At 36.8% G+C, this 14,134-nt stretch carries 7 protein-coding genes; 1 reads left to right on the top strand and 6 read right to left on the bottom strand.

What is annotated here, in order from left to right:
• Window position 1: 1 nt before the first annotated feature.
• Together AC0JIQ_RS06620 and AC0JIQ_RS06615 are read right to left on the bottom strand one after the other, a co-directional pair.
• Window positions 2-976 (bottom strand): metal-dependent hydrolase, encoded by a 975-nt coding sequence (locus AC0JIQ_RS06620; RefSeq protein ID WP_474203041.1) that lies wholly within the window; start codon window positions 974-976, stop codon window positions 2-4.
• Between the two features lie 301 nt (window positions 977-1,277).
• Window positions 1,278-2,237, bottom strand: a complete 960-nt coding sequence (locus AC0JIQ_RS06615) for a metal-dependent hydrolase (protein WP_474203040.1) — start codon at window positions 2,235-2,237, stop codon at window positions 1,278-1,280.
• A gap of 486 nt (window positions 2,238-2,723) precedes the next feature.
• Here AC0JIQ_RS06615 and AC0JIQ_RS06610 point away from each other — a divergent pair, with 486 nt between their 5' ends.
• Window positions 2,724-3,341, top strand: a complete 618-nt coding sequence (locus tag AC0JIQ_RS06610) for a TetR/AcrR family transcriptional regulator (RefSeq protein ID WP_474203039.1) — start codon at window positions 2,724-2,726, stop codon at window positions 3,339-3,341.
• Between the two features lie 50 nt (window positions 3,342-3,391).
• Here AC0JIQ_RS06610 and AC0JIQ_RS06605 read toward each other — a convergent pair whose 3' ends face one another.
• The 4 genes from AC0JIQ_RS06605 to AC0JIQ_RS06590 all read right to left on the bottom strand — a co-directional run bounded on the left by AC0JIQ_RS06605 (window position 3,392) and on the right by AC0JIQ_RS06590 (window position 14,020).
• Window positions 3,392-4,576, bottom strand: a complete 1,185-nt coding sequence (locus tag AC0JIQ_RS06605; protein WP_474203038.1) for an OmpA family protein — start codon at window positions 4,574-4,576, stop codon at window positions 3,392-3,394.
• Window positions 4,577-4,578: 2 nt separating this feature from the next.
• Window positions 4,579-10,671, bottom strand: coding sequence for an SdrD B-like domain-containing protein (locus AC0JIQ_RS06600; protein ID WP_474203037.1), 6,093 nt, complete (start codon window positions 10,669-10,671; stop codon window positions 4,579-4,581).
• Between the two features lie 130 nt (window positions 10,672-10,801).
• Entirely contained in the window at window positions 10,802-13,486 is a 2,685-nt protein-coding gene (locus AC0JIQ_RS06595) for a beta strand repeat-containing protein (protein ID WP_474203036.1), read from the bottom strand.
• A gap of 39 nt (window positions 13,487-13,525) precedes the next feature.
• Entirely contained in the window at window positions 13,526-14,020 is a 495-nt protein-coding gene (locus AC0JIQ_RS06590) for a hypothetical protein (RefSeq protein WP_004662635.1), read from the bottom strand.
• Window positions 14,021-14,134 lie beyond the last annotated feature (114 nt).

The following is a 14,134-nucleotide window of genomic DNA, read 5'->3' as shown; positions in this document are numbered from 1 at the left end:
GTTATGCGTGAGTTGCACGTACAGGTGGTACAAATTCTTTAAGGAAATATGGTGACAATAATCCCGTTTCAGGATTAAGTAACCGCTCTTTGTAATACGCCATATACGCAGTAGTATCGTGGTCATTTGGATGAAAGCTTGGACGTAAGTATTCCAAGATATGCATAAAGCTACTACCAAACACGCCACGCTCACTACCAAACAATAATGCGGTACTTTCTAATACATCTTTCATATACCGTGGATTGACCAAATTGCTTGGCTTACGTAAGAATGGCATCAAATAACCACCAAGTGATACACCACCTAAAATTGTCAAACTAGCTAAAAGAAAACCCGTAATTCTGAGCCAATAATCCCCCGATAATTCAAGGAATACGTCATAGGCAATATCTTTATGCTCAGACTCTTCCAACATGTGCCACATCCACATAGCACGTTGTCTTTCATCCTGTGAGCCAAGTAAATAGTCTTCATGCTGCATCATAAATTCAGCAAGGACTGCCGTGTAATGTTCAATTCCTGCCATCAATGACAGTTGTAATGACTGTGGTAATTTGTAGATACCATAATCAAAAACTTTTGCGGCAATTGCACGTAGCAGCTCAACGGGATAACCATTCTCTTTCAAAACTTCATCATTGAACTGATTATGAATTTTTGAATGAATCGCTTCCTGCCCAATCAAAGAAGTGAGTCTTTGCTTCAAAATTGGATCATGAATAAAGTCACGGTGATGACGCGCTGTTTCAATTACGACATCTTCACCAAAAGTTAGAAAAATTGATAAAGCATGAAAATAAGATGTAGCCAATTCTTTGTTTAAGAAAAATTTTTCATCTAACTCATACGGGTTAAATTTAAAATCAAAATGACGAATAGGAATCGGTGATTTATTCGCAAAGTTCTGAATAATTCCCTGATATTTAGTACTTAGTTTGTCTGAAAAGACACTTCGAATAACTTGAGCGACCATAACGTGATCCCCATGACGAGAGTAAATAAAATCAAAGAGTTACATAGCAATTAAAACGATAAAGTTGTTTATAAAATTATTTCTACAACATTTAACACTTCAACTGTTAAACACTTAAGTTCAATGAAAACTCTTTTTTATCTCAGAAAATTTTGAAATTGATATTTCCTGAAAAACTTGTTTGCATAGTGCACGAGCAAAATATGGGCAACAAGAACCAAATCGCTCATAAGAATCTGAGCTTTTTTGCCAACTCATATCATCACTATTGTGCTGTGCACCAATCAGTTATCCAACAAAATTAAGCAGCTTGAACTTTAGGTGTAAATTCCTTAACAAAGAAAGGATGTAATGCACCACCTTCAGACAATAATTTCTTTTCGTAATATTTAAAATACGCAGATGCATCATGGTCATTAGGATGAAAATCAGTGCGTAGATAATCAAAAATACGGCTTTGTGTGCTACCAAAAACGCCATCTTTAGGACTAAAAACGAGTTTGACTCCACGCTTTGCATCTTTCCAGAATTTTGCAGTCAACATCTCTTGAGGCTTACGCAATACAGGAACAAATGTTGTCGCAAATGGAATTAAACCAAGAATGGTAAAATACGCGAGGAAGAAGCCAGAAACCCGAAGTGCATAATTACCATTTAATGTTTGATAAACATCGTAAGCGACATCTTTATGCTCAGACTCCTCTAACATATGCCACATCCAAAGCGCACGTGTTTTAGCGTCATCAGAGAAATAGAAGTTTTGCTCATGTGCCATCATGTATTCAGCTAATACAGCCGTAAAATGCTCAATCCCTGCCATTAAAGAAAGTTTTAATGGTTGTGGAAATTTTAAGAAAATATGATCAAAAAATTGCTCGCCCAAGAAACGATAAAGTCTCACTGGATAGCCAAGCTCAACAATTGCATCGTTAAACTCATTATGAAGTTTTGAGTGAATCGCCTCCTGACCAATCAATGACGTCACACGCTGTCTTAAAATAGGATCTTTTAATAAATCACGATGGTGACGTGCAGTTTCAATCACTAAGTCTTCACCATAGGTCAAAAATACAGATAGCGTAGCAAAGAAAATGGTCGCGAATTGATTGTTCATATAAAATGATAAATCGACTTGTTTGCCTTCAAACCCAATTGCCAAATGTCGAATCGGAATACTTTTTTTACTTGCAAAATCAATTTGCTCAGTTATCGGGTTAGATTTAAATAAACTTAAACCTTTCTTTAATGTGTTGCTAATCATGGCTACACCTACCTACTTCACTTGAGCGTCACTTGCCCTTTACATTCTTTGAATCAGGTTCATCTCTTTTCGTATAGCTACATATTCTTTGAGTTACGAAAAAACATTCGGGAGATTTTTGTGAACCTAATTTCCTACTAGAAACAATGTAAACCGATCTTATGTTCGGATTCAATTCGGGTAAAACAATCAATTTAATAAGGTAATGATCAACACAAAAAGTTAGACATTTTTATTTGAAATTTAAAAATCAAATGGACTAAAATAAAAATAATATAATATATATCAATTATTTATTTCATTCAGGACACTTTAAGTCATCTATGTTTTTTATTGATATAAAAGAAACTATTATTTTTATTACACTACATAACTTGATATTTAGAAGTATGTAATTTTATTTGTTCGGATTATGTAGGGTTATCTTTTACTTCCATGTGGAGCATGCTAATCTGACATTATGTTCGGATTTATATAACAATATTTATGGCTACTCGAAAACCACGTCAAACTCGATCAAAAGTAACAGTAGATACGATTATTGAAGCAGGCTTTATCACTGTTGCAACAAATGGTACGAGTGGAACCACAACACGTCACATCGCCGATATTGCAGGCGTCAGCGTCGGCTCTTTATACGAATATTTTAAAAATAAAGAAGAAATCTATGATGCAATGGCAAAATCATTTGTCAAAGAAGTTCTAGACATGGTTAAAGAACTGACACCTATTATTGTCGAAATGGAGTTAGAACCGTTATTTGAAATGATTTTCTATACTTTCCGTGACTTACTTACCCGTGATAATGATCGCTATCTCATCTGTCTACGATATGCAACTGAACTTAAATATGAACGCTATATTGGACAAATTGAAATGGCATTGATGGAAGTTCTGATGAAATACATGATGCGCCACCCTAAATATTTGAAAGTGAGCAATTTGAGTGTTACAGCCTATATCAGTATCAATAGTAGTATTTTTAATGTGGCACGACATCTCATTTTGCCTAACCCACAAATTAGTTTCGATGAAATGGTCAAAGGTCTAAGCACGATGATTATTAGCTATATTGATGCAGAACTAGCTAAAGCTGAACGTTAAAAAAGAGCTTTATAGCTCTTTTTAACGTACTTTCATTGTTCAATAGAGAGTTATTTTTCTACTTGAAGATCCTGACGTTGCTTGAAAGTTGATACCTCTTTACCTTCTGGATCAACATAGACTAATTCGACTCTACGACTTAATGCATGACCAAATTTCTGATTTTCATCGTTAATTGTTTGATTTTTACCTTTTGCCTCAACTGCAACTCGATCTAAATGAATCCCTTGTTGTTGAAGGTATGCAAGTACACTCTGTGCTCGTCTCATCGAAAGTTTTAAATTATATTGTTCGCTTGCACGAGCATCAGTAAAACCGTACAGAGTCAAGGTGTAGGTTGGATTATCTTTTAAGAACGTTACAACTTGATTTAACACATCAATCGATTCTTTTGACAAGTTTGATTGATCTAAGGCGAAGTGAACTACATTTGGTACATTTGATGGAACTTTAGCTACTGGTGGTTCAGCGATAACTTTCTGTTCAGGCGACCAAATTGGCCACTTGCCTTTAACTCCATGACAACCTTTAGCATCACCATTCAATTCTTGTAAAGATGGATAATTAATTTTAGGTAATTCTAATGCTGTTGCAGACTTACACGCAGATGCTTTGAGATTTGATTGATCAATTAAACTTTGAGCGGATAGAAACAGTTCTCTTGAGTGTCGCCATCCAAGTTCACAATGTTCTGCTGCTGCCCAAACCAACATCACTTCTGCTTGAGCAATCTCAGCCTGAGCACATGAGAAACCTTCCGTTTTCTTTAATAATTCAGCATTTGCCCAAAGGTCTCTGCGCATGACACTTGATTCAGAAAGAATGGCTGTTGTCAGCGTAAATTTTTCAATTTGCCCTTGTTCTAATGCTTCAATAATAATTTTTGCTTGTTGCAGCGCTTCAATTCTCGCAGAACTTGGACTCTTTTCACTTCCTTCGTGAGCAGCGTAACTTAACCACGATAAGGCTTTTATCGCTTGATAATATGCAATATTTTCTGATGGTTTTAAATAAGGTATCAGACGTGTTTGTAATGCCGCAACTTGCTTATCTTTAGGATTATAAGGCTTCTGTTGATTGACATCTTGTACCAAAGAACTAGATTGCTCTCCAACAATAATTTGCTCAGATGCAGACTCAGCAAATACAGAAGTGCTTACTGCAAGCAAACTAGCAGAAACCCCTATATAAAAATAAGAACACATTTTATATAAATTATTGTGAAGATATTTCATGTTTATTGTTCTCTTGAAGCATTTATTCCAGCGTTATTACCAGCAAATAGATTCTCATCGAACTTGAATCTAAAACGAACATAAGCACCCTGAATTGTAGTATCGCTATCTACCAGATCATCATCTTTATAACCTGAGAAGTTATAGCCACCTGACAACCATAAGTTTGCTGCAACAAGATACCCAACCTCACCACCAACGAGAACTCGACGCCCTGAACTCATATCAGACCATAATACACCTGTGTGTACTCCTGCATCCCATCTTTCATTGATGTCATACATAGCTCTTGCACTGAACATATGTGTCATACCTGTAGACTCTAAACCAGAGAATGTAGCCTGCACATTTTTCACCGCATATTGACCCGACAATGTAAGATCACGTGTTGGATGATAATTTAAATGGTTCGAGAAAATATAAACATGTTTAAGATATGGTTTAGTTAAATCAGTTTTATTATCATCATAACGATATTCAACTTTAGCTAGTGCATCAAAACGATTGTGTTCTGTATCACGATAAGCCAATCCTAATTGGAAGCGATCTACTAAACGATCACCTCCACTATTACTTTTACTATCTGTTAGGCTAACAACATTTTTTGCCAATAATGTTACATCATCAGAATATTTATAAGCAGCACCTAAATTGTTCAATATCGTATCTGATTGATCTGTCCAACGTGCTTCAATTCGAGCAACTGCTTTCCAGTTGGGGTTCTTTAAATATTCAATACCTAAAGAGGCTGCTGTGCTATCAGAATTTGAGTTATTGGCATTTGATAATGATTTAGTTTGCTCAAAACTCGTATTGGCATAAAAACCTTTTTCAAGTTCCCAACGATTACGTAAACCAATTGCTGCCTCAGCCTCTCTCGCACTAATACCATCCCGAACACGATATTCACTGAAAGCTGTTCCATTATTGTTATATTTACTATCCAAACCAAATACCGTTACATTTCGGCGTTGATTACTATTCAGATCATAAAGACCGTTAATACTTGAAACTAATTCGTGACGAGCATATGCACGGAGTTTGGAATTAATTTGATAATTTGCACCCAACGCGAAAATACGACGATCCGCTTCAGAAATGTCTTGTTCATATTCAGCAAAGACATTCGAACCTTGCCAAGGTAGTTGACTGATTAATTTAGAGCGAACTGTGACACCATGATATGGTGCAACTTGTGTTGTATTCAGTGTCGCTGGATTAGATGACTCATCATAATACTTTAGACCAAGTTCTACAGCCAAAATACGGTTAATTGCCCGTTCAATACTTGCTGATACACCTTGATTTACGCCACTTAACTGATCTTCTGTGCGAATCGCTTCAAGCTTAGCTAAGCCGATTTTATTTAATTGTACACGTCCCTTAATGCCGCTTTCTTTACGACCAGCAGTAATAGGTGCCGCTGTATTATAAAATTCTCTATCAGCTTGGTTATGATAAACTTTCATTTCCAAGTCTTTATAAGAATAGTTTAATTCAACTCGTGCAGCATCACCCGATAACTTACCAGTTGCATCTGGTTTCACATTACCTGACGTCGATGAATTTAAGTCATCATTAATATTCTCTGAACGAGCAAACTCAGCAATGAATTTACCTTTATCATTGGCAAATTTAACGACAGTATTCACACTTGCTAACTGATCTTGAGTTAGTGGGTTATTACTCTTCACATAAGAACCACCTACTTTAGCTTTATCGGTGACTTTTACAGAACCAGACACACCACCAACCGTATATTCTTCACCACCTTGATCAGATTCAACTGTAATTCGTAAATATACTGGGTTTAAGTCAGCATCAACACTTGGAACTGGATCTTTCAAATAAATACTATTACTGAAAGTATCAATCTCATAATCAGTAAAACGAGTCAAACTTGTACGTGCAATAATTAAACCCGAATTATTACGATCACGCGTAATAACTTCTACTTTTTCGCTGTTTTCACGCACGTCTTGCGCATTAACACTACTACCTAAACTATAAGGACCTGAAATACCCATAGCACGTTGTTCATTCACAACTTGTTGTGTATTTGTCTGTGCAGCAAACGCAGTAACTTTATATTTATCAGCTTCTACTGTACTACGAACACCTGTCAATGAACGGTTGTATTGACCTAAAGATAAGCCCTCATCATTTTCAGTACGTGTTACGTAGTCACCATACATTGCATATGAACGTCCTTTATCGACACGAACATACAATTTACTAGTAGATTGAGCATCAAAGCCTTTGGCGGCAGAATCACCGTAAACTGGATAGTATTCATCAGGACGAATATCACGGAATAATCTTTGGTTTTTATCTTTATCTGAATCATATGCAAGTGTAAGCAGGTATTCACCTTTTACCTTACCTTTCAAAAATAATGCAGCACGACCCGTTATATTGCGCTTTCCATCTTTTGAAGCTGAAATCTCATTTAATTCTTCTTCAAAACCATCATTTGAATTAATGCCACTCAGTTCTTTAGGGTCAAACTTTTTGAAATTAAAAGAACCTTCAACCATACCTACAGCGATAATCGGTCTTAAATCAGGTAAGAAACGAATAGGTGTGCTTGAATGGAAGATACCACTTTCAACCGATAATGTTCCTTCACCAGCTTCAATTGGCGCTTGAATTGGAACAAGTAAAGTTCCACCTTCAACGAATACTTGAATACCCGGCTGTTTTGGATCTAAGTCTATTAAGTCAATCTTACCGATTGAACTATCTAAGGTGATAGGTGTACGGTTCGAGACAAGCGTACCATGTCGATCGACAATTTTTAAATTAACATTAAAACGATCACGTCCATTTGCCTGTGGTATCGTTTTACTCGGCTCAAGTTGCAACTTATCTAACTGATCAGGTGCAATAACATTAATACGTTTAATGTCTCGAGTATTACCCATCATATCCACTTGACGTACTTCGATGGTGTTGTGACCTGTACTTAAATCAACACCAATAAAGTCTAAACCTGAAACCTGCATGTTCGGCAATACAGCACGTTTACCAATGCGCTTTTCAGGAACACGAGTTCCATTTACCCAAAGCTCAAGCTGAGTACCTGCTGCACCTTTAACCTGAATAGAGGTCTGAGGATAAGGCAATACTTGCCCATCTTTAAGATTTAAAATTTCTAGTTGATTATTCACAGCCGTTTCTAAAGCTGCTTCAAGATTAATCATTTTCGCAGGATTAACAGTATCTACAGACTCTTCATTTGGCAGAGCAAGAGTTGAAGAACTCGGTAAAGCGACAGATGGTTGAACACCAGATTTTTCTGGTTCAAATTGTATTTGCTTGATTTCTTTAATTTGTTCTTTTGAAAAATCAAGATTACAATTCGCCTGAACTCCAACTGCTGAAATACAGCCACTAGATGGCTGTCCACGAACATCCGTAACTTTAGAAAAAATTGGATCAATCGTTAAATCAGAACGTAATATTTGCTCTAAATTTGTATTATCTTGTTCAATACGTTTTTTACGTTCTAGCACCCGTTCAATTAATGATTCTGAACATTGACCAACACCTTCAGCTATCGCAAAATCGGCACGATGCAATTCACCACGTTTTAAATCGACAAAACGGCTATTTGGATCACCTGCTTGACGATTATTTATTAATACTAATTCAGAACCAATTGGTAAACTTGTACGATCGACTTTTAAAACATGTGTTTTTGCACTGATTCCATAGAAATCATACTTACCTTCGCTATCAGTAATAACATAACTACCATCTTCAAGATAGATACGAACACCAGGAACACCTATCTCACCAGCATCTTGGACACCATTCCGATTACAGTCAGTGAATATTTTACCAACAATAAAACCGTCAGAAATCATCATACCAGGTGTGACTTCTACTTTCGCTGATGCTTCATTAGACTCAATACCTTTCGCATCTTTGGCACGAACACGGTTTACACCATCACCATTGAGTGCATTTGGTCCAATATAAACGCGATACTGTACTTTAACTTCTTTATTTGGAGTGAGTGTACCTAGTCCAAGTGTTAAATAAGGTCCCTTACCACCTAATGGATCTTCTACCTTTTTACCATCAACACGCATTGAGCCTTGAACATAAATAAAGCCTCGAGGAAGTGTATCTGTAATTGAAACATTCGTTGAATCTGCCGTTCCACGATTTGCAACATTAACTGTATATTCTTCGAATTCACCAATTTCAGCAGTTTTATTTGAAGCAACTTTTTTTACAAATAAAGATGAATTCGTATTATCCACTTCAGGGTCAATTGGAATATCAATATTGAGTGCAGGGTCACCATTATTTAATGTGAACTGTCCTGCATAAGACCACTTTAAATCAACCGCTTTATCTGCTGGGAAACTTGAATATACCTTGCGATCACTAATAAAAGTATAATGTTTGTCACCCGGAATAGTCTTTGTGTCAACAATAAAACTATATGTACCTGCTTTCACCAGTGGGTAGATAAATTCACCAGCACTATTAGTAACTTGTTTTGCAGGAATAGAAATCTTATCACCTGTTTGAGGATCAATTTCAAATGCTACATTATCACCAATTGGTTGACCATTTTGATCCAATAAAGTAACTGTAGCACCCGCTACAGGTAAACCCGTTTTAGCATCAAATACTGTACCATAAGGATCCATTAACACACTTGTATTAATGTCAGTAATCGTTCCAGTCGATTGGCCTTGCGCATCCAAACAATCCGTTAAACTAATATCAACTTTATCACGTTTAAGCGTTTGCAAAACTGCATCATATGGAATGCCTTTATCTGAAAGAGTTGTTGGTAATGTATAGTGGAACACACCTGTATTTGGCCCAGTTTCAATACCAATAACTTCTTCTAAATCACTTGTTTTTGTTGATTTAATTCGAATTTTTACACGATCTGGAGTGTAACGATCCGCATTACAACTTGCATTCTTAGCTTCTATATTCAGTGGTTTATTTACACTACCAGTTGCCAAAATACTCTTAAAATCACTTGAATTATTTGTAATATCTGCTGAGCCACTAACTAAAGTAGATGCAACGTTTGATAACACATCTTTTTGACTATCAGTAACAGCATACGAAACTTTATAGGTATTTTTTACTGTGGTTTTTGCAATATTGCGGTTCATACTAACAACAAGATCAACTTGCTCAGATGTATTTGCAGCAATTTGTGGAAAACCGACAACAAGCTGGTTGATCTGTGTATTGTCACTTGGAGCAATAGTGCTATAACTATTATTGGCAAGCTTGTATAAAATTTTGGCTTGAGTATTCTTTACTAAAGCAGATTTAAATGTTGTATTTGGCGGTAAATCATCAACCAACAAAACCATCTTTTGTGTTTGACCATCCACCATGACATCGGTTGGTCTAGCCGGCTTTTTACCTTCGTTGCTAATATTGAGCGTGTAATTTAAGTCATAATTTGCACTTGCAGAAGGCTCAAAAGTTTTTTGTTGTACTTCTTTAGTTGCAACTAATCTTGCACCATAGCTAATTGCACTATCTGTAGCGGTTGCAATTGCTGTTGTATCTTCAACAACTGTTGCTTTAATTGGTAAATTAAATTGCTGACCTTCTGTTAAATTTGAACTTGTGGTAGCAACAACCCACAAATTGACACTTTGGCCAATTTGTAAAGCTACATTAGTCGTTAATTGTTGATCATTCGTATCAAATTGACCATCTTTGTTGCTATCAATGTAGATTTTAATATTGTTTAATTCATTAATTGTTAATGCTTCTAGCTGAACATTAACAAGTGCATTACTATTATTCGATAAAGTATTAGCCCATATTACTCTGACACTAGGTTCAACATCGAGTACTGGTGGCGTAGTTAAAGTAATAGCATATAAAGCTGAAACATTAACTTCAACTGTATTAGAAACTGATTGTTGTTCTTTACCATTTGCTGCTATAAAAGTTGCGTAAGCAACGTTTTGAATTGTACTACCAACTTCAGGAATATTCGCGGCGTGACCATACTGCGCAGACAATATCGATATTGTCAACGTTGATAACATGAAAGACATGTTTCGACTTACACGAATTTGCTTCTGTTGTAGCACAGCGCTCTACCCTTCAACTAAATAGTCTAAATAAAAAAACTTTAAAATTATTGTTGTGGACACCTGCTTTGCGCAAATGCCCACATATTTAATCAGTTCATTTTGAGCAATCGAAATTGCTTAATGAATATTAATTATTTACTTTGATTACAAACTCTAATACCGCACTTGTATTAGGTACAAGAGGTGTTTTCTCAGCAGCGATAGTACCTGTTGAACCATCAGTTAATGCAGCAGTTGAAGTACTCAATGTCGCATTTGTGGCTACTGGAGATGCACTTGCAATCACTTTCAACGTTGTATATGCAGGTGTAGCATCGCTAATCACAACATTAGTTACGTCAGCATTACCTTCATTCGTTGCAGTAATTCTATACTTCACACATTCGCCTGGTTTAGCAGAAACTGTATTTTGAGTATAAGCACCAGCAACACCTGTTGAACAGTTTGCTAAAGATTGCTCTTTCACTAAACGTACTTGACCACTTGTAACAGTCGTTAAATCAGTATTTACTAGATCAGCAACAGACTGAGTACCAACAACTGTTGGTTTGATCGTCAATACAACTGCACTTGGTGTTCCAGCAGTTGCATTTGTTGGAGCTTGAACTTTGATGAGTAAGTTAACAGATGCACCACGAGCGATACTTCCAGATACTGCAGCAAGATCATTACCTGTAACTAACTCATTTGCATCAGCCACGCCATCATTGTTTAAGTCAACGAATAAGCTTGTTGTCCAACCATTTGCAGCTTGATCATTCGTAAGTGTAAACGGTAAGCTACCCGCTGTAGCACCTTCAACAATGTTACCGTTGTTGGTTAAGGTATGCTTGTAAACAACCGTACCACCTGGTGCAACTTGACCAGTACGGTCATTTTGCAAGCTAAGGATACGATTAGTTTCGACTGTTACACGATCAGACATTACATCTGTTAAGCCAGTAGCAGGAGAAGCAACTTTAAAGATAACTTCTTGATCACCAGCTGGAGCATTTGCAGGAGGCGTTACAACTGCAACAAGTTGAACACTACCGCCACTTGGTACATTACCAGTATTCGTGATTGGAGCACCTGTTGGATTACCTGCACCATCAGCTAAGTAATATTGAACTGTCCAACCCGCTGGTAATGTAGGTGATGTAGATAAATTATAGTTATCTCCAGTTGCACCTTTATTATCAATAGTTAATGGGAAGTTAGTTGCTTGACCAGGTTTAGTTGATTTAGTATCAATAAATTGACCAGTATCTTTACCTGACGCGCCAACAACAGTACCAGTACTATTTGTTGCATCACCATTGTGTAAGTCAACTGTAGATGCAACGACTTTATCAATTACTAAATTGATTGTATCTGTACCAGTAGAATTAGTAACAGGTGTTGAAGTTAAGATCGTGCTGATTGGCGTTGTAGAAGAATAGCCAGAAGGTAGAGTTACCTTAGCAACAACTTGGTATGTAGCGCCGCTTGCGATTGGACCAGTGTCTGCAACACCATCACCATTCGTATCAGTTAATGGCGTTACACCATCAGCTTTGAATAATTCAACAATGCTACCAGCTGGTAAAGAGTTTTTGTTTACAGTAATGTTGAATGCTTCACTAACATTACCAGTGTTATGTACAACGATTGGCTCACCACCACCCGCAGTAACACCAAATGTAACTGGAGTACCTTGAGTTGTTGACTTAGTAATTACGTCATCAGCTGGAGCCGTAGAAGCTTGTCCATCAGCAAAGGCATCTGTCGTACTGTCGTTAATTGTACCTTTTTTAACACCTAAAACTGTTACATCATTCGGGTTAGATGGTGTTTTACCTTCTGTACCTGGACCATCTGGATCCACTTCAGCGATGTTTGTAATGATACCAGCTGGAGTATTTTGGTTTACTCGAACTTTGAATTTCAATACACCACTGCTGTTTGCAACAACTGTAGGAATAACTAATGTAGCCGTTCCTGAAGTGAAGTTATATCCATCAGAATCAGCAGTACCATCGTTTACAGCTGTACCATTTACTGTAGCAGAACCAGCAACATAAGTTAAACCAGATGGAAGTACGTCTGTGATCGTAACGTTAGTTGCGGTCGTGTTACCAGTATTTTGATAAGCTAAAGTATATTCAACTTCACGTGCCGCAGGGTTTGATAAAGTTGCATCTACATTACTAACGCTAGCAGATTTTAATAAACTAATTACAGCGCCATTGGTAATCTTAACTGTATCTACGTTTTTAGCAGTTACACTTGTATCAAAACCACTGATTGCTGAAACAGTTAACTTACCAAGATCACCAGCAGTAACGTTGTTGCTTGCTGTTGTTGCTTGCACGATTAAGTTAACAGATTCGCCTGCTGCTAAAGTTACGCTTGTTACAGGAGTTTGGCTATCTGGAACACCATCTTTGTTGGCATCAAGATAAACTTTTAAACCACTGAAATCGTAATTATCTGTCGTGTTATCACGTGTATCATTATTGGCAACAGCTACGTTAAAGGTATCGCTACCATTACCAGTATTTGTTAATGTGTGAGATAAAGATACTTGACCATTCGCATTAGCAGTTTTAGTTTGATCTGCGATCAACGTGAAACTTGCTACTTGCAATACAGTCGTAGTAACTACGTTTGATGTCACAGTTTTATTAGAACCATTGCTATCGGTATAGCTTGCAGATGCAATGTTACTAATGTTTGTGCCCGCACTAGGAGCTGCTGCGTGTGCTGAAGGAAGGAAAGCTGCACCACCTGCAACAAATGCAATCGAAGCTGCTAATTGCGTTAGTTTTAAACGTTGAGTTTGATTTGACATTCGGAACTTACCCCTGTTGAATATTCAATGTCAGTTTGTTTAATTTTTGGTTTTGTCACTGTTAATACGCGTTTGTGCTGATACCGTTACAGATTTCCCAGCAGGAAGTTCTGCGATCGTCCAACGTAATGCACGATAATCTTTCAGTGGAACATTCACCATTTGATTACCCTCTTTGCGTTTTAAAGGCATCGGGGCAAAATTTGTACCGTCTGTACTTGCTTGCGCGTTTTCTGGCTCAGATTTCGCCAAAAATAAAGTTTCTACGGGTATTGGTAACGTAGCAGCTAAGTTTTTAATTTTTCCTGATGTATTATTTGTATACGTTGCACGATACTCGATTACATCGTTTGGCTTCACTTTATTGACTAACTTAGCTACTGGTTTCCCATCTGTGCTTACACTAATGAGATACGTTTTTAATTCTACAGATACAGGATCTTTTGCAACTTTAGTTTCAGCAGAAACACTAACCGCCAAAATCAAACTAGCTGCACCAAGTAAACCTTTTTTCCAATTATCTTTTAAATGCATCTTTATTGTTTCCAAACTCAACATCCTAAATTTCTGAACAGTTTTTTTAACTCAAAGTTCAAATAATTTTTACCATTACAAAAATACAGCATTTTTATGTACTTTTGTTGAAAA

This window comes from Acinetobacter sp. FB (assembly GCF_056033405.1).
Note: the sequence above shows the minus strand (reverse complement) of the source record. Positions and strands in the feature narration are given on the sequence as shown.

What these genes read in the sequence shown, in the direction of transcription:
- AC0JIQ_RS06620 (WP_474203041.1), bottom strand. Translation starts at nt 976, where the DNA reads ATGGTCGCTCAAGTTATTCGAAGTGTCTTTTCAGACAAACTAAGTACT.
- AC0JIQ_RS06615 (WP_474203040.1), bottom strand. Translation starts at nt 2,237, where the DNA reads ATGATTAGCAACACATTAAAGAAAGGTTTAAGTTTATTTAAATCTAAC.
- AC0JIQ_RS06610 (WP_474203039.1), top strand. Translation starts at nt 2,724, where the DNA reads ATGGCTACTCGAAAACCACGTCAAACTCGATCAAAAGTAACAGTAGAT.
- AC0JIQ_RS06605 (WP_474203038.1), bottom strand. Translation starts at nt 4,576, where the DNA reads ATGAAATATCTTCACAATAATTTATATAAAATGTGTTCTTATTTTTAT.
- AC0JIQ_RS06595 (WP_474203036.1), bottom strand. Translation starts at nt 13,486, where the DNA reads ATGTCAAATCAAACTCAACGTTTAAAACTAACGCAATTAGCAGCTTCG.
- AC0JIQ_RS06590 (WP_004662635.1), bottom strand. Translation starts at nt 14,020, where the DNA reads ATGCATTTAAAAGATAATTGGAAAAAAGGTTTACTTGGTGCAGCTAGT.